Raw genomic sequence first — 19,039 nt, 5'->3', positions numbered from 1 at the left:
TGCGGCCGTCCCTTCGAAGCCTCCTCATCGATACTGAAATGATCAGCAGCTGATCGCGGCGTTGTTGCGCCTGCGTTTGCCCGCTGTCCGGACGCGTCTGTCGTGTGACAGGCGAGCCGCGCTGTGCCCTGCCTCAAAGGTTGGGCTGCGACGGCGCTACCTGCGTGGTTCTCCTGTTATGCAGTAAGGAGACAGCCTTGAAAATGTCCTTCTTGAAAGAGTTTTTCGCCAGTTTTCTGCGCAGCCGTCACATCGATCGGCATTTCCGGCGGCTGACGATTTTCGAAAGCATCGCGCCCGCCAGCGTCAGCCGTGAAGTGCCCGATACCCTGGCGCAGACCCTGAGCAAAGCGTCCCGCAGTGACCCGCAAAACCTGCTGGCGGATGTGCACAGCCACGCCGACGGCCTGACTGAAAGCCAGGCATCGATGCGCCGCGAACACGTGGGCCTGAACGAAGTGGCCCACGAGCAGCCGCTGCCCTGGTGGCGCCATCTCTGGCGCTGCTACACCAATCCGTTCAACCTGCTGCTGACCGTGTTGGCGCTGATTTCGTTTCTGACTGACGACCTGGAAGCCACGGTGGTGATCTCGACGATGGTGGTGTTGTCGAGCCTGATGCGCTTCTGGCAGGAAGCCCGCTCCAACAAGGCGGCCGATGCGCTCAAGGCCATGGTCAGCACCACGGCCACGGTCCTGCGCAGGCTGGATCCGGGGGAGCAGGCTGACAACCAGCCGCGTAATGGCTTGTCCGGGCGCAGCCGGCGCATCGAGTTGCCGATCCGGTTACTGGTGCCCGGCGACCTGATTCACCTGTCAGCCGGGGACATGATCCCCGCCGATTGCCGTCTGCTGAGTGCCAAGGACTTGTTCGTCGGGCAGGCGGCCATGACCGGTGAATCCATGCCGGTGGAGAAATTCGTTGGCCGGCAGGATGCTGAAGCGATTACGCCGCTGGACCTGCAGAACATTCTGTTCATGGGCACCAATGTGGTCTCCGGTTCGGCAACCGCAGTGCTCGTGACCACCGGCAATCGCACCTATTTCGGCGCGCTTGCGCAGCGGGTCACCGCCACCGACCGGACGACGACGTCGTTCCAGGCCGGGGTGAACAAAGTCAGCTGGCTGCTGATCCGCTTCATGATGGTCATGGCGCCGCTGGTGCTGTTCATCAATGGCTTCACCAAGGGTGACTGGACCGAGGCGGTGCTCTTCGCGTTGTCGGTCGCAGTGGGGCTGACCCCGGAAATGCTGCCGATGATTGTCACCTCGACGCTGGCCAAAGGCGCGGTGGTCATGTCGCGCAAGAAAGTCATCGTCAAGCGCCTGGACGCCATCCAGAATTTCGGGGCGATGGATGTGCTGTGTACCGACAAGACCGGCACCCTGACTCAGGACCGTATCTTCCTGGAGCGGCATGTGGATGTGTGGGGCCAGGAGTCCGACGCGGTGCTGGACATGGCCTACCTCAACAGCTACTACCAGACCGGACTGAAAAACCTGCTGGACGTGGCGGTCCTTGAGCATGCGCAGGTGCATCGTCAACTGAATGTGGCGACGGCGTTTGCCAAGGTCGACGAGATCCCTTTTGACTTCACCCGGCGTCGGATGTCAGTGGTGGTGGCGCAGTCGGACCGGTCTCATCTGCTGATCTGCAAGGGGGCGGTGGAAGAAATCCTCAGCGTCTGCACCCAGGTGCGGCACGGCGACATGATCGAGCTGCTCGATGCCAACTTGCTGGCTCGGGTTCGTGATGTCACCGCCCGATTGAATGACGAAGGCTTGCGAGTGGTGGCAGTCGCCGCCCGTGAGTCTCAGGCGCAGAAAAATAGCTATGGCGTCGCTGATGAACAGGCGCTGACCCTGATCGGTTACGTGGCGTTTCTCGACCCGCCCAAGGAAAGCACTGCGCCGGCCTTGCAGGCCTTGGCCGAGCATGGGGTGACAGTGAAAGTGCTGACCGGCGACAACGAACGGGTCACCGCCAAGATCTGCCGGGAAGTCGGCCTGGCGCAACAGGGCCTGCTGTTGGGCAGCGATGTGGAGCGCATGGACGACCAGGCTTTGGCTCAGGCAGTTGAAACCCACAACGTGTTTGCCCGCCTGACGCCGGCGCACAAGGAACGCATCGTTCACCTGCTCAAAAGCAATGGCCATGTGGTGGGTTTCATGGGTGATGGCATCAACGATGCGCCCGCACTGCGCACGGCGGACATTGGCATCTCGGTTGATACGGCGGTGGATATCGCCAAGGAAGCGGCCGATATCATTCTGCTGGAAAAAAGCCTGTTGGTGCTGGAAGAGGGCGTGCTGGAAGGACGGCGCACTTTTGCCAATATGCTCAAGTACATCAAGATGACCGCGAGCTCCAACTTCGGCAATGTGTTTTCGGTGCTGGTGGCGAGCGCATTCATTCCGTTTCTGCCGATGCTGCCGATGCACCTGCTGGTGCAGAACCTGCTCTATGACGTTTCGCAGATCGCCATCCCGTTTGATAACGTCGATGAAGAACTGCTCAGGAAGCCGCAGCGCTGGCAGCCTGGCGAGATCGGGCGCTTCATGCTGTTTTTCGGTCCGATCAGCTCGGTGTTCGACATCATCACCTTCCTGATGATGTGGTTCGTGTTCCGCGCCGACGCGGCGGCCCATCAAACCCTGTTTCAGTCCGGCTGGTTTGTCGTGGGCCTGCTGACCCAGACATTGGTGATCCACATGATCCGCACGCCGAAAATTCCCTTCGTCCAGAGTCGTGCCGCGACGCCGCTGGTGATCATGACCGGCATCATCATGGCGGTCGGGATTTTCCTGCCCATGGGACCGTTGGGCAGCTATTTCAAATTGCAGGCCTTGCCGCTGATGTACTTCGTCTATCTGCCGTTGATCCTCCTGGCTTACATGGCGCTGACCCAGGCGGTGAAAGGGTTCTACAGCCGTCGTTTCGGCTGGCAGTAAGGCGGATCGAGCGATGTTGGCTGCGTCATCGCTCGACCCTGTCAGATCAATCCCACTGCGGCGCAAGGCTGGCCGGGCTGGTCAGGCGCTGGCCACGGTCCAGGGCGGCGATTTGCGCCATGTCTTCGTCGCTCAATGTCAGGTCGCAGGCTTTCAGGTTGCTTTCAAGATTGGCGCGTTGGGTGGACGACGGAATCACCGCATAACCCAGTTGCATGGCCCAGGCCAGCGTCACCTGAGCCGGGGTCGCGGCATGACGCTTGGCGATCTGCTCGATCACTGGGTCTTTGAGCACTTCGCCATAGGCCAGGGTCATGTACGAGGTGATCTGAATGCCATGCTCTTTGGCGAATTGAGCCACCTTGCGGTTTTGCAGGTACGGGTGCAGCTCGATCTGGTTGGTGGCAATGTTTTGCGCGCCGACGGCGTCGATGGCTTCCTGCATCAGGGCCACGGTGAAGTTGGAAATACCGATCTGCCTGGTCAAACCCTGCTGCCTGGCTTCCAGCAGCGCAGTCATGAATTCGCCCACCGAGACTTTGCCCTGCGGCGATGGCCAGTGGATCAGCGTCAGGTCGACATGATTGGTTTGCAGTTTGGCCAGGCTTTCCTTCAGGCTTGGAATCAGCTTGTCGGCGGCGAAATTATCGGTCCAGATCTTGGTGGTGATGAACAGCTCATCGCGTGGCACGCTGCTGGCGGTGATGGCCTGACCGACTTCAGCTTCGTTGCCGTAGATTTGTGCGGTATCGATGACGCGGTAGCCGACTTCAAGACCATTGGTGACCGAGTCGATGACGACCTGATCCTTGAGACGGAAGGTGCCAAGGCCAAATGCTGGGACTGTCATTGCGGTACTCCGTGAAAATGAAAGATAAGACGTGAGGCCAGTATCCCGACTGAGTCCTTGGGGAAAAACAGTGGAACGGGAAAGGGATAATTGCCTGGCAATCACGAATGAGCCTGTCTGTTTGGTCAGTGGCGAGTCGAGATCGTTCCTGCCGTCATCGGGACAGGCCTTACCTGTTCATGTCCAGAATCATGCAAGTGGTGCTGCCGATGGCGTAGAGCCGGTCATCGACGTCGTACAAACGCCCTTCGGCCAGGGCGGTGGAGCGGCCGATATGCAGCACTTTGCCTTCAGCGCGAACCGGGCCGGTGCCATGACTCAGGGCGCGGACGTAGCTGATGCGCAGGTCCAGGGTGGTGTAGCCCTGGCCTTTCTTGAGTCGGGTATGAATCGCGCAACCCATGCATGAATCCAGCAGCGTCGCGGCATAACCGCCATGCACGCTGCCCAGCGGGTTGTAATGCCGGGCATCGGGCGTGCCCTGAAAGATAAATTCTCCCGGCGACCAGCGCAGCGGAATGAAATCCATCAATTCCCCGATGGGCGGGCAGGGCAGTTCGCCGCGTTTGATGCGCTCGAGAAAGTCTGTCGGCTCCATGAGGGCCACTTCCGCCAGACTCGTGGTGCCGGCCGGGCCGAGGCTGGCGCGGATGGCGTGTTCCTCTTCCAGCCAAAGGGCGGTTTTTTCTTCGCGGGAGAAGTTTTGCATGGCATTGACTCCGTGTTGGGCACTCAAGAATCATGAAAGATTACGACCATAATCCTGCGATTTAATTACGGTTGCAATCTCAAAAATCTCCGGCGATGGGGAAAGGGTTCAGCCGATGCTGTCGCGCTTTACGAAATGCTTGTGCATGTCCAGCGTCAGGGCTTCGATGCGTTCAGTCAGGGACTTGGTCAGCTCGGTCAAACGAGTGTTCTGCTCCAGCAGCGTCAGCATCTGCTCAGCGTTTTGCGCGGCCATCGCCAGACGCTGCTCGTTGGCGATGGCCAGATCTTCGCGATGCCGGGCATCGGCGTCGGCATTGGCTTTATCCCGTGCGGCCTGACGGGTCTGGGCCAGCAAGATCAGCGGCGCGGCATAGGCCGATTGCAGGCTGAACGCCAGGTTGAGCAGGATGAACGGGTAAATGTCGAAATGGGTCAGACCGGTGGCATTGCAGGCAACCCAGAGCACGACGATGAGGGTTTGCGCACCGAGAAACGTCGGCGTACCGAAAAACCGGGCGAACGCTTCTGCCTTGAGGGCAAACGAGTCGTTGCCAAAGGTGCTGGTCAAGTGCGCGTGACGTTTATGAAAGCGCAGATGGTCGACGGTTTTTACAGCGGGCTCGGTTGAAGCGGGCCCAGGCGCAGCGGTATTCATGGCGGATTCCTGATAACCAATACAGGCGGCCACTATAGGCGTTTGTGCAGGGCTAGTGCTTCAGGAGGGCTGAATGAGTGCTGAACGTTTTGCGGATACTGGATTGCAATCTGTTAGAGCGTGGCTGGCCCGCGAAAGCGTTGGATCAATCGATAAATGTGTCGACTGGAATTCCCGTTCGCGGGCAAGCCACGCTCCAGCGGACTGCCAACAAAATCGCACCAGCGCGTTTAATCCGTCGGTTCAGGATGCAGCGGTTTGGACAGGTGCATGATGCTCGCGTAGTCGTAGACGTACTGGCGTCCTGCATGGCTGGTCTGACGCAGTTGGTCGATCAGCAGTCGCTCTTTCTTGTTCAGGTATCTGAGCCCAGGATGGTCACTTGACTTGAGGTGATCACGTTCATGGGCGTCAGGGAAAGTAATGACGTTTGTCATGAAATATCTCCTACTTACTAAGTCCTTGCTTCCGGCTATTGCGTCCCGGTCACGGGTTTTTATGGCGACGGCCCACCATACCCAGAAAAAGCGGGAGCGATCAACCCTGTAAATGAATAGCTGATCACACTATCTGCGTGACTTCGAAGGATTGCTTGCTGCCATTGACGGTGATTTCCAGCTCATCTCCTTCGAACTTGCCTTGCAGGCTTTGGCCCAAAGGCGCTCGGGCCGTGATGACCGTGACGATGGCGTTTTCGAGACGAATCTTCAGACCGGCGGCATCCGGACCCAGGAAAAGATGCTGCTCTGCACCGGTCTCGGTTTGCAGCGTGACCAGATCGCCGGTCTGGATACCCCGTTGCGCATCGAAGGGCGTCAGGCTCAATTTCTGATAAAGCAGCAGCGACTGGCGAATCTCTTCGACGCGGCGCGCCTGACCCGCCGCCAGATACGAAGCTTCGAGGCCCAGCGTGTCGTACTTGTTCTCGGCGATGTTCTCTTCATGGGTCGCGGTTTCGTAGGCGGTCTGCGCGGCCCGCTGGGCAACGCCCAGATCGACCTTGAGTGTGTCGATGATCGCTTGCAGCACGGTTTGCTTGTTCATGGTCTATCCGCAGAACTGGATCACATTGGCGCGGCTCTTGTCGCTCGGCGCCGTTCGGTCTTGTTGCAGCCAGAAATTACATTTCGGCGCACTGAAGCTTTTTTGTTGCTGTTCCCGGGTTTGTTCCATGGCCTGCCGCGCTTCGCTCTCGCGCAGATTCTGTTCGTACTTCTCGAACATGGTCGTTTCCGACTCGACGGGGGCCGGCGGCGGCGTGCTCAAGCGGGTGACCGCATTGCTCACCGCCTGAGTCTGCGCCTGGGGCAACGCCTGGAAAACCAGCACGCCGGTCACCACCACGGCAGCGATGCCGAGCCAGATGCCCAGGGCGATACAGGCGATCAGCTTCAACGGGTGAACAGAGACGTTCAGCTCGCGACGACTTGAAAGGGGCATGACGTGTTCTCGGCGTTGACGGCAGGTGATGGCGATTGTGCCATGACCTAAGGCTGGTGGATGCGGGTTGTTCTGACGGACAATCAGCGTTTTTGATTCTCGGGCCGCAGGGAGCCGCAAATGAAAGCCTCTTGGGACATTTTTTGCAGCGTCGTCGATAACTATGGCGACATCGGCGTGACCTGGCGCCTGGCCCGACAACTGGTGGCCGAGTACGACGTGACGGTGCGTTTGTGGGTCGATGATTTGCAGGCTTTCACGCGTATGTGTCCAACGGCGGATGCGCAGGCGGCGCAACAATGGCAGGACGGCGTCAGCGTTCACCACTGGCCAAAGGAATGGCAGCCCGTGGAAGTCGCTGACGTGATCATCGAGGCATTTGCCTGCCGATTGCCGCCTGCGTACACCGAAGCCATCCTGCAACGTTCGCCGAGGCCGGTGTGGGTGAATCTGGAATACCTCAGCGCCGAGGAGTGGGTCACCGGTTGCCATGGTTTACCGTCTGTGCAGTCCAATGGCTTGCGCAAATTCTTCTTCTTTCCGGGATTTCGTCCGACGACTGGCGGGCTGTTGCGGGAAAGCGGCTTGATCGAGGCGCGTCAGGCGTTTCAGCAAGACAGGGCGGCGCAGGGAAGTTTCCTACAGGCCTTAGGCGTGAAGCCTGAAGCGGATGCCCGCCTGATTTCGCTGTTTGCTTACGAAAATCCAGGCCTGGGCGGCTGGCTGGAGGCGTTGTCGGCGGACAACCGCTCCACTCATCTGCTGGTTCCGGAAGGCCGAATCCTCGGCGATCTGCAACGCTGGCTGGGCGTCGAAGGTTTGCAGGCAGGGGCGCTGGAAAAACGTGGCGCGTTGACCGTGCAGGTGTTGCCGTTCGTCAGGCAGGAAGATTACGACCGGCTGTTATGGTGCTGCGATTTCAATGTGGTGCGCGGCGAAGACTCTTTCGTGCGTGCGCAATGGGCGGGCCGGCCGCTGCTTTGGCACATCTATGAACAGGACGACGATGCGCATTGGGCCAAGCTCGATGCCTTTCTTGAGCTATACCTTGCGGGGCTCTCGCAGCCCGCGGCACAGGCTTTGACCGATTTCTGGCGGGCCTGGAATGCCGGGCACGATGGCAGTGCAAGCTGGCTGGCGCTGATGGAACACTGGCCGGAAATTGAAAACCACGCCGGGCGCTGGTGTCTGGAACAGGCCTCGCACGCTGATCTTGCTGCGGCGCTGGTACTGTTTTGTGGAGTTTCGTATGATACGCGGCCTTGAGATTAGGCTCTGTACGAAAAAGACCTTTCCGCCACACGGGAAAGCGGTTTCTCGTACAGAGCCTCGGCAACTTCCATCCAAATTCGGATATACGCAATGAAAACTGGTAAAGAACTCAAACCCGGTACCGTGATTCGTCTCGAAAACGATCCTTGGCTGGTTCAGAAAGCTGAATTCACCAAGTCCGGTCGTAACAGCGCGATCATGAAGACCAAGCTGAAAAACCTGCTGACCGGTTACAAGACCGAGATCGTTTACAGCGCCGACGACAAGCTCGATGACGTGATCCTGGATCGCAAAGAAGCGACCCTGTCCTTCATTAGCGGCGACACCTACACGTTCATGGACACCACTGACTACACCATGTACGAGCTGAACGCTGAAGACATCGAAGCCGTTCTGCCATTCGTTGAAGAAGGCATGACTGACGTTTGCGAAGCGATCTTCTTCGAAGAGCGTCTGGTTTCCGTAGAGCTGCCGACCACCATCGTACGTGTAGTTGACTACACCGAAGGTTCGGCGCGTGGCGACACTTCCGGCAAGGTGATGAAGCCTGCGAAGCTGAGCAACGGTACCGAGCTGCAAGTTGCTGACTTCATCGAAATCGGTGACCGCATCGAAATCGACACCCGTGACGGCGGTTCCTACAAAGGCCGTGCTAAATAAGCACAGCTTTTACTGGAACGACAAAAAAACCCGCAGCGATGCGGGTTTTTTTGTGGGCGGCATTTACACCGTTACGTGCAGGCGCACATCGACGTTGCCGCGAGTGGCGTTGGAGTACGGGCACACCTGGTGAGCCGCTTCGACCAGTTGTTCGGCGTCGGCTTGTTCCAGGCCCGGCAGGTTGATGTTCAGGTCGATGTCCAGACCGAAACCACCTGGGATCTGGCCGATGCCGACGTGGGCAGTGATCGAGGCGTCTGCCGGAATGCTGCGTTTGCTTTGACCGGCGACGAATTTCAGTGCGCCGATGAAGCAGGCCGAGTAGCCGGCTGCGAACAATTGCTCAGGGTTGGTCGCCGCACCGCCTGCGCCACCGAGTTCTTTGGGCGTGGCGAGTTTGACGTCGAGGATGTTGTCGCTGGAAACAGCACGACCGTCACGGCCGCCGGTTGCAGTTGCGATTGCTGTGTAGAGAGTGTCCATGGCGTTGCCTCGCGAAAATAGAAAATGATAGTTGGGATGAGGTTTGAAAAAACTTTGTCCGTTTGCGCTAAAAGCTTGTGCGCTAACTGAGTACGAATGAAATGTAGCGCACGAATAGTTTGCGCGCAAGTTAATATTTCAAATCTCTGAATTTGGGATGCGCAAGGCTGTAGGACCGGCTTTAGCCGGGAGGGCAATTGATGAGTGGCTCGCGACTGAAGTCGCTCCTACGGTCGCTCCTACGGTCGCTCCTACGGTCGCACCGACAGTCGCACCGACAGTCGCTCCTACGGTCGCACCGACAGTCGCTCCTGCGGCCGATTCGTGGGGAAGTCGGAGCGCCGCCCGAGGGGGTTAATCAAACATGTTCACGCAAATTCCCGCGCAGCTGGAGCAGGTCGCTTTGTATTTTCTGTAATTTCTCCAGATCCAGACCGCTGGCGGAGAGGATGCAGCCGGGCACTTGCCTGGCTCGCTGCTGCAAGGCGCGACCTTGCTCGGTCAGACGCAGCAGGACCACGCGTTCGTCTTCCTTGCTGCGCGTGCGGGTGATGAAGCCTTCGCCTTCCAGGCGTTTGAGCAGCGGCGTCAAGGAGCCGGGATCGGTCAACAGACGCGTGCTGACGTCGCCAACGGTCAAGCCGTCCTGCTCCCAGAGCACCATCATCGCCAGGTATTGCGGATAAGTAAGGCCCAATGCCTGGAGCAGCGGTTTGTAGACCTTGGTCATCAGCAACGAGGTCGAGTAGAGGGCGAAACACAGCTGATTGTCGAGCAGCAAGGCTTCGCATGGTTCAGCGACGTCGGCAGTAGAGATATCGTCTGCGTTCATGGGCAGTCCTTTATACGAATGTGTCATTGCCAAACAATTTAGTGCCCTGATCTTTAATGCGCCAGATAAATTCTGGTTTCGGGCGGAGCTATTCATTTGCCACTCCCGCAGGAATGCGTAGCATGCTTGCCATTAATTCGGGGGACGCGGTGTGATCGACGTTGTGATGTTTGTGTTGTTGGGCGCCGCCATGGGCACCTTGGGTGGGTTGTTCGGAATTGGTGGCGGCCTGGTTGCCATTCCGGCGCTGGGGGTGCTGTTTGGGCTGGATCAGCAACTGGCGCAGGGCACCGCGCTGTTGATGGTGTTGCCCAACGTGTTACTGGCGTTGTGGCGTTATAACCAGCGCAATCGTATCTTGCTGCGCAACGCCATGATGCTGATCATTCCCAGTTTCGGCTTCGCCTGGCTGACATCGTTGTGGGCGGTGCGGCTGGATCCGCAAACCATGCGTATCAGTTTCGTGGTTTTTCTCATCATCCTGACGGTGTTCAATCTGCTGCAGATGTACTGGCGCAAAGGCGATGTCAGCACCGAGCTGCGGCACACCCATCGCTTGTGGTTGCTGGGTGTCGGTTCCGGCATCACTGGCGGTTTGTTCGGGGTGGGCGGCGGGGTGATTGCCACGCCAATTCTGACCGGATTCTTCGGTGCGACCCAGGTGGTTGCCCAGGGCCTGGCGCTGGCGTTGGCGACCCCAAGTACCGCGATCACGCTGTTTACCTATGCGCTGCACGATCACGTCAACTGGTCCATGGGCATTCCTTTGGCAATCGGCGGGCTGGCGAGTATCAGTTGGGGGGTGAAACTGGCTCACTCGCTGCCCGAGCGCCTGCTGCGTACGCTGTTCTGTGGCTTTCTGGTGATCTGCGCGGTAGTGCTTGCCCTTAAAGTTTGAAGCCTTCGGCGATGTGTTCGGCCAGGCATTCGGTGATGGGTGAAACGCTGTGCGGGTTGCGCAGCAGGACGATGCTGGCCAGCGGCAACTGCGGCAAGCCCTGAGCTTCGCCGATGATGCGCAGGTCCGGCGTGAGCAAGCTTTCCAGTTGCGCGGTAATCGCCAGCCCCGCAGTCACTACAGCGCTGATTGCCGCGAGGCTGGCGCTGGTATAGGCGATCCGGTAATCGCGTTGCAGGGTATCCAGCGCATTGCAGGCCCAGGTCCGGCAGAAACAGTCGGTATTGAACATCGCCAGCGGCAACGGCGTGTGCTCATGGGGCGAAAAGCCTTGCGCTTCCATCCAGACAAAACGTTCCTGACGCAGAATCTGGCCGATCTCGGTCCCTGGCTCGCGGGTGACGATACTCAAATCCAGGTCCTGACGCTGCAACAGCTGTTTCGACGGCTCGCAGTGCACTTCAATCTGCACCAGCGGATAGGCCTGAGCGAAGCGCGACAGGATGCCGGGCAGAAAGCGCATGGCGTAATCATCGGGCGTACCGATTTTGACCATGCCCACCATGTGCGGCTCGCGCAGGGTGTTGAACACTTCGCCATGCAGCTTGAGAATTTTGCGCGCATAGCCGAGCAGCACCTGGCCTTCCATCGTCAGGCTGACGTTGCGGCCCTGCTTCTGAAACAGCGGGCGCTGAATCAGGTCTTCCTCCAGCCGCTTCATCTGCATGCTGACCGCCGACTGCGTACGGTTGACCGCTTCCCCGGCCCGGGTAAATCCGCCCTCGTCGGCGATGGCGACAAAGGTGCGCAGCAGTTCTGTGTCGATACTCGGGAAGCTGGCCAATACATCAATCTCCCAGATGGGGTGCATAAGAAACATTCGTTGGATTGATCTTAGCTCCGGCGCGAGACTTTAGTCATCCCACTTGGAGGGCAAGATGATGAAAGGTCAAAAAGGTTATGTGCTGGTGCTTAAAACCCTGTCCCATGATTCGTGGATCGAGCGGTTGCTCAAGTCGATGAAAGGCCATGTGTCGCGTTGGTACGAGCTGCATCAGCAGCGTCGGCAACTGGCCGAGTTGAGCGATGAGGCGTTGAAAGATCTCGGTCTGAGTCGCGCGGATGTTTATCAGGAAACCGAGCGGCATTTCTGGGTCGATCCGATGAAGCGCTGACAAGCGCCTGTGCTATCAGGTAGCGTTGGGGTTCACAGGGAGCCTCGCATGCCGTTAGAACTGTCGCTCAAACAAGCACGTCGCATGGCGCTGGCCGCCCAGGGTTTCAATGGGCGGCAGCCGCCGGCGACCGTCAAGGCCAGCCATGTCACGCAACTGATCCAGCGTCTGGGCGTATTGCAGATCGATTCCGTCAACGCCCTGGTTCGCTCCCATTACCTGCCGCTGTTTTCCCGCCTGGGTAACTATTCCCAGACCCTTCTCGATCAGGCTGCCTGGAGTCAGGGCCGCCATCGCAAACTCTTTGAATACTGGGGCCATGAAGCCTCGCTGCTGCCTATCGAACTGTATCCGCTGATGCGCTGGCGCATGCAGCGTGCTGCTCAGGGCGACGGCATTTATCAACAGTTGGCGACATTCGGTCGCGAACAGCAGTCGACCATCGCCCGCGTGTTGCAAGCCGTTCGTGAGCGGGGCGCGTTGGGTGCGGGCAGTTTGAGTACCCGCCAGGAAAGCGCCGGGCCTTGGTGGGACTGGAGCGCGGAGAAAATGGCGCTGGAATGGCTGTTTGCCGCAGGCGAAGTGACAGTGGCAGGACGGCGGGGGTTCGAGCGGCTCTACGATTTGCCCGAACGCGTGCTGCCGGCAGCGATTCTGGATCACCCCGAAGTCGGCGAAAACGAAGCTCAACAGGGCTTGCTGCTGCACGCGGCTGCGGCGCTGGGTGTCGGTACCGAAAAAGACCTGCGTGATTATTTCCGCCAGGACCCCTTGCCAAGCCGGGTGGCGCTGGCCGAACTGGTGGAAGCGGGCGCATTGCAAGTCGTTCAGGTCCAGGGCTGGCGTCAGCCGGGATTCTGTCTGCCGGACAGCAAGATCCCGCGCAAGGTGGCGGCCAGCGCCTTGCTCTCGCCATTCGACTCACTGATCTGGGAGCGGGCGCGCACCGAGCGGCTGTTCGACTTCCGCTATCGGCTGGAGATTTACACGCCTCAGGCCAAGCGGGTTTATGGCTACTACGTGCTGCCGTTCCTGCACCACGAACGCATCGCCGCCCGCGTCGACCTGCGCGCCGAACGCGCCAACGGGCGCCTGGCGGTGCATGCGGTGCACGAGGAAGAAACCGGGCTGGACGAGGAGGGCATGCGCGCGCTGGCGAGTAATCTGCGGCAACTGGCCGATTGGCTGGGGTTGCCCCAGGTGCAGATCAATTGCCAGCGGGGGAGTGGGCTAAGGCTGGCAAGCCAGCAGATTTAAGCTACAAGCTGCAAGCAGCAAGAAAAGCCTGAGCTTCTTGCAGCTTGCAGCTGATTAGCGCTTGACCTGCTTCAACGTCTCGGCAATCAGGAACGCCAGTTCCAGTGACTGATCGGCATTCATTCGTGGATCACAGTGGGTGTGATAACGATCCGAAAGGCCGTCTTCGGTGATGGGGCGCGCGCCGCCAATGCATTCAGTGACGTTCTGGCCGGTCATCTCGATGTGGATGCCGCCCGCGTAAGTGCCTTCGGCCTGATGGACCTGGAAGAACTGTTTCACTTCCCCAAGAATCTGCGCGAAGTCGCGGGTCTTGTAGCCGCTGCTGGCCTTGATGGTGTTGCCGTGCATCGGATCGGAACTCCACAGCACCTTCTTGCCTTCACGTTCCACGGCGCGAATCAGTTGCGGCAAGTGATCGCCGACCTTGTTGGCGCCCATGCGCGCAATCAGGTTCAGGCGGCCGGGATCGTTGTCCGGATTGAGGATGTCGATCAGGCGGATCAGGTCGTCGGTGTTCATGCTGGGGCCGACCTTGACCCCGATGGGATTGTTCACCCCACGCAGAAACTCCACATGCGCGCCGTCCAGTTGCCGGGTGCGGTCGCCGATCCACAGCATGTGCGCCGAACAATCGTAGAAGTCATTGGTCAGGCTGTCGCGACGGACGAAGGCTTCTTCATAGTTGAGCAGCAGAGCTTCGTGGGCCGTGAAGAAGCTGGTTTCGCGCAGTTGCGGCGAGGTGTCCATGCCGCAGGCGCGCATGAACGCCAGGGTTTCGTCGATGCGGTCGGCCAGTTGGCTGTATTTTTCCGCCAGCGCCGAGTTGGCAATGAAATCCAGGTTCCATTTATGCACCTGATGCAGATCGGCAAAGCCGCCCTGGGCGAATGCGCGCAGCAGATTGAGGGTCGCCGTGGACTGGTGATAAGCCTGCAACAGGCGATCCGGGTCCGGCACGCGGCTTTTCTCATCAAAGCCAATGCCGTTGACAATATCGCCGCGATAGGCCGGGAAGGTCACACCCTCGATGGTTTCGTCGTTGGCCGAGCGCGGCTTGGCGAACTGGCCAGCCATCCGCCCGACCTTGACCACCGGGCAGCCCGCCGCGAAGGTCATGACGATGGCCATTTGCAGCAGCACCTTGAAGGTGTCGCGAATCTTCGCTGCCGAGAATTCGACAAAGCTTTCCGCGCAGTCGCCGCCTTGCAGCAGGAATGCACGGCCTTGAGTGACTTCCGAGAACTGGCGACGCAACTCGCGGGCTTCCCCGGCAAATACCAATGGCGGATAGCTGGCGAGCGTCTGCTCGACGTGCAGCAAATGCGCGGCATCGGGGTATTGAGGTTGCTGCTGAATGGGCAATGCCCGCCAGCTGTCGGGACTCCAGGGTTGGCTCATCGTGGACTCTAAGTCAGGGCAATCGGACGAGCATGTTAGCAGTTCGGTGCCGGGCTGCCAGCGCAGGCAGGATGAACGCAGAAAGAGTCCGGCTCAACGGGATATTGGCCCGGGGCCATAAAGAGCGTGACCGCGCGCCCTCGCTTGGCCGACAATCCGCGCTTTCCCGCTCAGGCTCGAGCGACTGTATCGAATGAGTGCGATCGCCAAGGCTGGACTTGAGCTCGCCGTTAGGAGAAGCAATGACTGAGGAGCGGGTAGAGCGGATTCTGGCCGAAGTACACGATGACTTCGGCATGATCCGCGTGCTTGAAGTGGATGATTACCGCTTCCTGGAATTCGGCGATGCCATCGAGCAAAGCTGTACCTTCACTGCTGATCCCAGCTGGCTGGAGTACGACTACACCCGCGCCATGCTGATCGGCGCGCTGTGCCATGAAGCGCCGGAAAGCGCGCTGTTTCTGGGGTTGGGGGCTGGAACCCTGACTCAGGCGTGCCTCAAGTTCCTGCCGCTGGAAGACGTCGAAGCCATCGAGTTGCGTCCCGAGGTGCCGCGGCTGGCGATTGAATTCATGGGCCTGGACGATGATCCGCGGCTGTTCATCCGTATCGGTGATGCTCTGGAACTGCTGGAAACGGCCGAGTCGGCGGACCTGATCTTTGTCGACCTGTACACCGACGTCGGTCCGGGCGTCGGGCATCTGGCCTGGAAGTTTCTGGAGAACTGTCAGCGGCGCCTGAGTCCGGGCGGCTGGCTGATCATCAATCAATGGGCGGCGGATGATGGCAAACCCTTGGGCGCGGCGTTGTTGCGTGGCCTTTATCACCGGCATTATTGGGAACTGCCAGTCAAGGAAGGCAACGTCATTCTCTTCGTGCCAGCCGATCTGGAGCAGACGCTTGATATCGAACCGTTGATCGAGCGCGCCGAAACGCTCGCGCCGCGCCTGGGCTACTCGTTGCTGCAACTGATCAAGAACATTCGCCCGGCGACCTGATGATCGATTCACGACTGAGGCGGTTCTTGATTGAAGAAGTTGTGTAGGATGTTCCAGCGCTTCGAGTAGGATCGAATCCGAACTGCTCGACTGAAAGGTGAACCGTTTAAGCATCACCCCCAGCAATCCCGGGCTTTATGCGAATCAGACCTTCGCGCGGATTTGCGCAAAGCCTGTGACACTTGGACATTCCACCGTTTTGCCTCGAAAAAAATCCTCACTTTTTCGCGCAATTCCGGTATAGTGCGCGCCGGCCTTTAACGGGGCCCTCGTCCAGGTATTGCAATTCCCCGAAGCCAGCTTCGGCTGCTTGTTCGCTCAGCGGACTATCCTTGGCGATCCATTCATCAAACGTTTTCGCAAATCCCCGCCGACAAAGCAGCCAGGGTGACTTTAGGGTCGTACACGGCACGCGCAGCTTTGGAGCATGGGTCTTTGCGGATGCACTAGAGGCAGACCCATGACCCAGGAAATCGGCGGCTTCGCCGCTTTTGAACTTCATCCAAATATTCTTGCAGCCGTCATCGCGACTGGCTACGAAGAGCCTTCGGCTATTCAGCAACAATCTATCCCTATCATCATGGCCGGTCACGACATGATCGGTCAGGCGCAAACCGGTACAGGTAAAACTGCCGCGTTCGCACTGCCTATCCTGCACTGCATCGATCCAGCCAAGCGTGAACCGCAAGCGCTGATCCTGGCTCCGACACGCGAGCTGGCCCTGCAAGTAGCCACAGCTTTTGAAACCTACGCCAAGCAAATGCCCGGCGTAACGGTTGTTGCTGTCTACGGCGGCGCGCCGATGGGTCCACAACTTAAAGCAATCCGTAACGGCGCCCAAATCGTCGTCGCTACCCCGGGTCGCTTGTGTGATCACCTGCGCCGTGACGAAAAAGTCCTGGCAACCGTGAACCACCTGGTTCTCGACGAAGCGGACGAAATGCTCAAGCTGGGCTTCATGGACGACCTGGAAGTCATCTTCAAGGCCATGCCTGCAACCCGTCAGACCGTTTTGTTCTCGGCCACCTTGCCGCAGTCGATCCGTGCCATCGCCGAGCGCCATCTGCGCGATCCGAAGCACGTGAAGATCCAGACCAAGACCCAGACCGTTACCGCAATCGAACAGGCTCACCTGTTGGTTCACGCTGACCAGAAGACCTCGGCTGTATTGAGCCTGCTGGAAGTCGAAGACTTCGATGCCCTGATCATGTTCGTGCGCACCAAGCAAGCGACCCTGGACCTGGCAAGCGCCCTTGAAGCCAAAGGCTACAAGGCTGCTGCGCTGAACGGCGACATCGCCCAGAACCAACGTGAGCGCGTGATCGAATCCCTCAAGGATGGCCGTCTGGACATCGTTGTAGCGACCGACGTTGCTGCCCGTGGCCTCGACGTTCCGCGTATCACCCACGTATTCAACGTGGACATGCCTTACGATCCAGAGTCCTACGTTCACCGTATCGGCCGTACTGGCCGTGCCGGTCGCGAAGGTCGTGCATTGTTGCTGGTGACTCCACGTGAGCGCCGCATGCTGCAAGTGATCGAGCGTGTAACCGGTCAGAAAGTTGCCGAAGTCCGCCTTCCGGATGCCCAGGCCGTTCTCGATGCCCGCATCAAGAAATTGACCAACAGCCTGACTCCGCTGGTTGCTGACGCTGAATCGACCCATGGCGATCTGCTGGATCGCCTGATCGCCGATATCGGTTGCAGCCCGCGTGCTCTGGCCGCTGCCCTGTTGCGCAAGGCTACCAACGGTCAGGCATTGACCCTGGCCGCCATCGAACGCGACCGTCCACTGGTGCCGAACAGCGCACCGCGTGAGCGCAGCGATCGTTCGACTTCGGGTGATCGTCCTGAGCGCAGCGGTGATCGTGAGCGTCGCGCTCCGGTTCCATTGGCTGAAGGCCGTGCTCGTTGCCGTACCGCGCTGGGTGCGCGTGATGGTATCGCTGCGAAAAACCTGTTGGGTGCAATCCTCAACGAAGGCGGCCTGGCCCGCGAAGCTATCGGTCGCATCCAGGTGCGTGACAGCTTCAGCCTGGTTGAGCTGCCGGAAGATGGCCTTGAGCGTCTGTTGACCAAACTCAAGGACACCCGCGTTGCAGGCAAGCAGTTGAAGCTGCGTCGCTATCGCGAAGATTGATCCGCTCTTGAGCTGATCGTCTGAACAAAAAAATCCCCGACTGGTTCGGGGATTTTTTTTGCTTGTCGTTTTCATCAGAGCGGATTCTGTGTACATATCCGTTCGCGGGCAAGCCTCGCTCCAACGGGTTCCAGGCTAATCTGGGAAGTCGCCTCGGCTTTTGATTTTTCTTTTCCATGCTGCGATTTGGTAGACACCGCCAAACGCGCGTCGGGAGGCTGAGCGCAGGTGTCGTGGTGTGGGGCGACCGGCATGGATGCCGGTCGAGCGCCGTTGCGCCAGGGATGGCGCGTCGGCGCGTACCTACACCACGGCACCGGAGCGAGGGAACCCGACGAAGTCGGGCCGGACGTCAGCGCAGAATGGTTTCCCCTTTGCCGAAACAAAGGGGTCGACCGTCAGGGCGAAACGGTACTAAGCCGCACCGCTAATATGTTGGTGCGACTCGATTCGAAGCGCGACGCTGCGCGTGGTCGCTACTATCCAAACCTGTAAATATCCATCCCCAACGCCCCCATCGTAAAACCCTGATGCGCCACGCTGAATTCACCGCCCGCGCCTCGCGCGAAGTACAGCGGCAATAAGTGCTCGTCGCTTGGATGACTGCGTACAGCATGCGGCGCCAGCTTGCGGTAGTCGTGCAGCGCCGCTTCGTCATTGCTGGCCAGCTTGTCGATCATCCAGTCACGAAACTCCTTCGCCCAGGGTTCAACGCTTTCCGGTCCTGCATGCCAGTCCAGTTCGCCCAGGTTGTGGGTGATGCTGCCGGAGCCTATGACCAACACACCTTCGGCACGCAGGCTGGCCAACGCTTGGCCGACCTGGGTCTGCAGCGCCGGGCCTTGGCGGCTGGGCAGGGAAACCTGTACCACCGGAATGTCTGCCTGCGGATACATCAGGGACAGCGGCACCCAGACACCATGGTCGAACGGGCGTTTGCTGTCGATGCGCGCAGGCAAGCCGGCGGCGTCGAGCAAGGCGGCAACTTGCAGGCTAAGCTCGGGAAGGCCCGGCGCGGGGTACTGCACGGCAAACAACGCAGGCGGGAAGCCGCCGAAGTCATGCCAGGTTTCCGGTTGTGGGTTGCCATTGACCCGCAGATCCTGGCTTTCCCAGTGCGCCGAGACAATCACGATGGCCCGCGGCTTTGGCATCCCGGCGGCCAGCCGGACAAGGGCCGGGCCGCTGTCGCCGGGTTCCAGCGCAAGCATGGGCGAGCCGTGGGAGATAAATAAGCTGGGGAACATGTCGAGAGTCCTGAGCGATGAGATCACTCATCATCAGACAGACATTGATCTAAATCTAATATAAGTTTT

General features: G+C 59.3%; 19 protein-coding genes. 8 read left to right on the top strand and 11 right to left on the bottom strand.

Annotated features, from left to right (window positions below):
* Window positions 1-203: 203 nt before the first annotated feature.
* A complete protein-coding gene (mgtA, locus tag CFII64_RS09845; RefSeq protein ID WP_020290635.1) occupies window positions 204-2,951 on the top strand; it encodes a magnesium-translocating P-type ATPase in 2,748 nt (915 codons plus the stop codon).
* Between the two features lie 46 nt (window positions 2,952-2,997).
* On the opposite strand, the gene dkgB is transcribed toward mgtA, so the two are convergent.
* The 6 genes from dkgB to CFII64_RS09815 all read right to left on the bottom strand — a co-directional run bounded on the left by dkgB (window position 2,998) and on the right by CFII64_RS09815 (window position 6,607).
* Entirely contained in the window at window positions 2,998-3,801 is an 804-nt protein-coding gene (dkgB, locus tag CFII64_RS09840; RefSeq protein ID WP_020290634.1) for a 2,5-didehydrogluconate reductase DkgB, read from the bottom strand.
* Between the two features lie 169 nt (window positions 3,802-3,970).
* Window positions 3,971-4,510: a PaaI family thioesterase gene (locus CFII64_RS09835; protein ID WP_020290633.1), complete on the bottom strand. Its 540-nt coding sequence runs from the start codon at window positions 4,508-4,510 to the stop codon at window positions 3,971-3,973.
* Window positions 4,511-4,618: 108 nt separating this feature from the next.
* Window positions 4,619-5,167 (bottom strand): DUF1003 domain-containing protein, encoded by a 549-nt coding sequence (locus CFII64_RS09830; protein ID WP_020290632.1) that lies wholly within the window; start codon window positions 5,165-5,167, stop codon window positions 4,619-4,621.
* A gap of 230 nt (window positions 5,168-5,397) precedes the next feature.
* Entirely contained in the window at window positions 5,398-5,604 is a 207-nt protein-coding gene (locus tag CFII64_RS09825; protein WP_020290631.1) for a hypothetical protein, read from the bottom strand.
* A 124-nt stretch (window positions 5,605-5,728) separates the two neighbouring features.
* The gene (locus CFII64_RS09820; RefSeq protein ID WP_020290630.1) at window positions 5,729-6,211 is read right to left on the bottom strand and encodes a GreA/GreB family elongation factor; all 483 of its coding nucleotides are present in this window, start codon (window positions 6,209-6,211) and stop codon (window positions 5,729-5,731) included.
* A 3-nt stretch (window positions 6,212-6,214) separates the two neighbouring features.
* The gene (locus CFII64_RS09815) at window positions 6,215-6,607 is read right to left on the bottom strand and encodes a hypothetical protein (protein WP_020290629.1); all 393 of its coding nucleotides are present in this window, start codon (window positions 6,605-6,607) and stop codon (window positions 6,215-6,217) included.
* A 120-nt stretch (window positions 6,608-6,727) separates the two neighbouring features.
* Between CFII64_RS09815 and earP the strand changes: the two genes are divergently transcribed.
* A complete protein-coding gene (gene earP, locus CFII64_RS09810) occupies window positions 6,728-7,873 on the top strand; it encodes an elongation factor P maturation arginine rhamnosyltransferase EarP (RefSeq protein ID WP_020290628.1) in 1,146 nt (381 codons plus the stop codon).
* A 96-nt stretch (window positions 7,874-7,969) separates the two neighbouring features.
* Window positions 7,970-8,539 (top strand): elongation factor P, encoded by a 570-nt coding sequence (locus CFII64_RS09805; protein WP_020290627.1) that lies wholly within the window; start codon window positions 7,970-7,972, stop codon window positions 8,537-8,539.
* 63 nt (window positions 8,540-8,602) lie between these two features.
* Here the strand turns inward: CFII64_RS09805 and CFII64_RS09800 are convergent, their stop codons facing one another.
* Window positions 8,603-9,022: an organic hydroperoxide resistance protein gene (locus CFII64_RS09800; RefSeq protein WP_020290626.1), complete on the bottom strand. Its 420-nt coding sequence runs from the start codon at window positions 9,020-9,022 to the stop codon at window positions 8,603-8,605.
* Between the two features lie 358 nt (window positions 9,023-9,380).
* A complete protein-coding gene (locus tag CFII64_RS09795; RefSeq protein WP_020290625.1) occupies window positions 9,381-9,854 on the bottom strand; it encodes a MarR family winged helix-turn-helix transcriptional regulator in 474 nt (157 codons plus the stop codon).
* A 151-nt stretch (window positions 9,855-10,005) separates the two neighbouring features.
* Here CFII64_RS09795 and CFII64_RS09790 point away from each other — a divergent pair, with 151 nt between their 5' ends.
* Complete coding sequence (locus CFII64_RS09790; protein ID WP_020290624.1) at window positions 10,006-10,752, top strand: sulfite exporter TauE/SafE family protein; 747 nt, start codon at window positions 10,006-10,008, stop codon at window positions 10,750-10,752.
* Here CFII64_RS09790 and CFII64_RS09785 read toward each other — a convergent pair.
* A complete protein-coding gene (locus tag CFII64_RS09785; RefSeq protein ID WP_044901271.1) occupies window positions 10,742-11,623 on the bottom strand; it encodes a LysR substrate-binding domain-containing protein in 882 nt (293 codons plus the stop codon). The genes CFII64_RS09790 and CFII64_RS09785 overlap by 11 nt on opposite strands.
* A 67-nt stretch (window positions 11,624-11,690) precedes the next feature.
* Here CFII64_RS09785 and CFII64_RS09780 point away from each other — a divergent pair, with 67 nt between their 5' ends.
* Both CFII64_RS09780 and CFII64_RS09775 read left to right on the top strand, forming a co-directional pair.
* Complete coding sequence (locus tag CFII64_RS09780; protein WP_044901270.1) at window positions 11,691-11,927, top strand: DUF1127 domain-containing protein; 237 nt, start codon at window positions 11,691-11,693, stop codon at window positions 11,925-11,927.
* Between the two features lie 48 nt (window positions 11,928-11,975).
* A complete protein-coding gene (locus CFII64_RS09775) occupies window positions 11,976-13,184 on the top strand; it encodes a winged helix-turn-helix domain-containing protein (protein ID WP_020290621.1) in 1,209 nt (402 codons plus the stop codon).
* Window positions 13,185-13,238: 54 nt separating this feature from the next.
* Here CFII64_RS09775 and CFII64_RS09770 read toward each other — a convergent pair whose 3' ends face one another.
* Window positions 13,239-14,585 carry a class II 3-deoxy-7-phosphoheptulonate synthase gene (locus CFII64_RS09770; RefSeq protein WP_020290620.1) on the bottom strand — a complete coding sequence of 449 codons (1,347 nt, stop codon included), beginning with the start codon at window positions 14,583-14,585 and terminating at the stop codon, window positions 13,239-13,241.
* Window positions 14,586-14,827: 242 nt separating this feature from the next.
* Between CFII64_RS09770 and CFII64_RS09765 the strand changes: the two genes are divergently transcribed.
* Window positions 14,828-15,583: a spermidine synthase gene (locus tag CFII64_RS09765; RefSeq protein ID WP_020290619.1), complete on the top strand. Its 756-nt coding sequence runs from the start codon at window positions 14,828-14,830 to the stop codon at window positions 15,581-15,583.
* Window positions 15,584-16,010: 427 nt separating this feature from the next.
* Entirely contained in the window at window positions 16,011-17,723 is a 1,713-nt protein-coding gene (locus CFII64_RS09760; protein ID WP_177325407.1) for a DEAD/DEAH box helicase, read from the top strand.
* A 479-nt stretch (window positions 17,724-18,202) separates the two neighbouring features.
* On the opposite strand, the gene CFII64_RS09755 is transcribed toward CFII64_RS09760, so the two are convergent.
* The gene (locus tag CFII64_RS09755; RefSeq protein WP_020290617.1) at window positions 18,203-18,970 is read right to left on the bottom strand and encodes a class III extradiol ring-cleavage dioxygenase; all 768 of its coding nucleotides are present in this window, start codon (window positions 18,968-18,970) and stop codon (window positions 18,203-18,205) included.
* Window positions 18,971-19,039: the final 69 nt, after the last annotated feature.

This window comes from Pseudomonas sp. CFII64 (genome assembly GCF_000416235.1).
Lineage (GTDB): Bacteria > Pseudomonadota > Gammaproteobacteria > Pseudomonadales > Pseudomonadaceae > Aquipseudomonas.
This window is presented reverse-complemented; position numbering and strand designations above follow the sequence as displayed.

Excerpts from the sequence above, each read along its gene's own strand:
- mgtA (WP_020290635.1), top strand. The coding sequence starts at position 204 with ATGTCCTTCTTGAAAGAGTTTTTCGCCAGTTTTCTGCGCAGCCGTCAC.
- dkgB (WP_020290634.1), bottom strand. The coding sequence starts at position 3,801 with ATGACAGTCCCAGCATTTGGCCTTGGCACCTTCCGTCTCAAGGATCAG.
- CFII64_RS09835 (WP_020290633.1), bottom strand. The coding sequence starts at position 4,510 with ATGCAAAACTTCTCCCGCGAAGAAAAAACCGCCCTTTGGCTGGAAGAG.
- CFII64_RS09830 (WP_020290632.1), bottom strand. The coding sequence starts at position 5,167 with ATGAATACCGCTGCGCCTGGGCCCGCTTCAACCGAGCCCGCTGTAAAA.
- CFII64_RS09825 (WP_020290631.1), bottom strand. The coding sequence starts at position 5,604 with ATGACAAACGTCATTACTTTCCCTGACGCCCATGAACGTGATCACCTC.
- CFII64_RS09820 (WP_020290630.1), bottom strand. The coding sequence starts at position 6,211 with ATGAACAAGCAAACCGTGCTGCAAGCGATCATCGACACACTCAAGGTC.
- CFII64_RS09815 (WP_020290629.1), bottom strand. The coding sequence starts at position 6,607 with ATGCCCCTTTCAAGTCGTCGCGAGCTGAACGTCTCTGTTCACCCGTTG.
- earP (WP_020290628.1), top strand. The coding sequence starts at position 6,728 with ATGAAAGCCTCTTGGGACATTTTTTGCAGCGTCGTCGATAACTATGGC.
- CFII64_RS09805 (WP_020290627.1), top strand. The coding sequence starts at position 7,970 with ATGAAAACTGGTAAAGAACTCAAACCCGGTACCGTGATTCGTCTCGAA.
- CFII64_RS09800 (WP_020290626.1), bottom strand. The coding sequence starts at position 9,022 with ATGGACACTCTCTACACAGCAATCGCAACTGCAACCGGCGGCCGTGAC.
- CFII64_RS09795 (WP_020290625.1), bottom strand. The coding sequence starts at position 9,854 with ATGAACGCAGACGATATCTCTACTGCCGACGTCGCTGAACCATGCGAA.
- CFII64_RS09785 (WP_044901271.1), bottom strand. The coding sequence starts at position 11,623 with ATGCACCCCATCTGGGAGATTGATGTATTGGCCAGCTTCCCGAGTATC.
- CFII64_RS09780 (WP_044901270.1), top strand. The coding sequence starts at position 11,691 with ATGATGAAAGGTCAAAAAGGTTATGTGCTGGTGCTTAAAACCCTGTCC.
- CFII64_RS09775 (WP_020290621.1), top strand. The coding sequence starts at position 11,976 with ATGCCGTTAGAACTGTCGCTCAAACAAGCACGTCGCATGGCGCTGGCC.
- CFII64_RS09770 (WP_020290620.1), bottom strand. The coding sequence starts at position 14,585 with ATGAGCCAACCCTGGAGTCCCGACAGCTGGCGGGCATTGCCCATTCAG.
- CFII64_RS09765 (WP_020290619.1), top strand. The coding sequence starts at position 14,828 with ATGACTGAGGAGCGGGTAGAGCGGATTCTGGCCGAAGTACACGATGAC.
- CFII64_RS09760 (WP_177325407.1), top strand. The coding sequence starts at position 16,011 with ATGGGTCTTTGCGGATGCACTAGAGGCAGACCCATGACCCAGGAAATC.
- CFII64_RS09755 (WP_020290617.1), bottom strand. The coding sequence starts at position 18,970 with ATGTTCCCCAGCTTATTTATCTCCCACGGCTCGCCCATGCTTGCGCTG.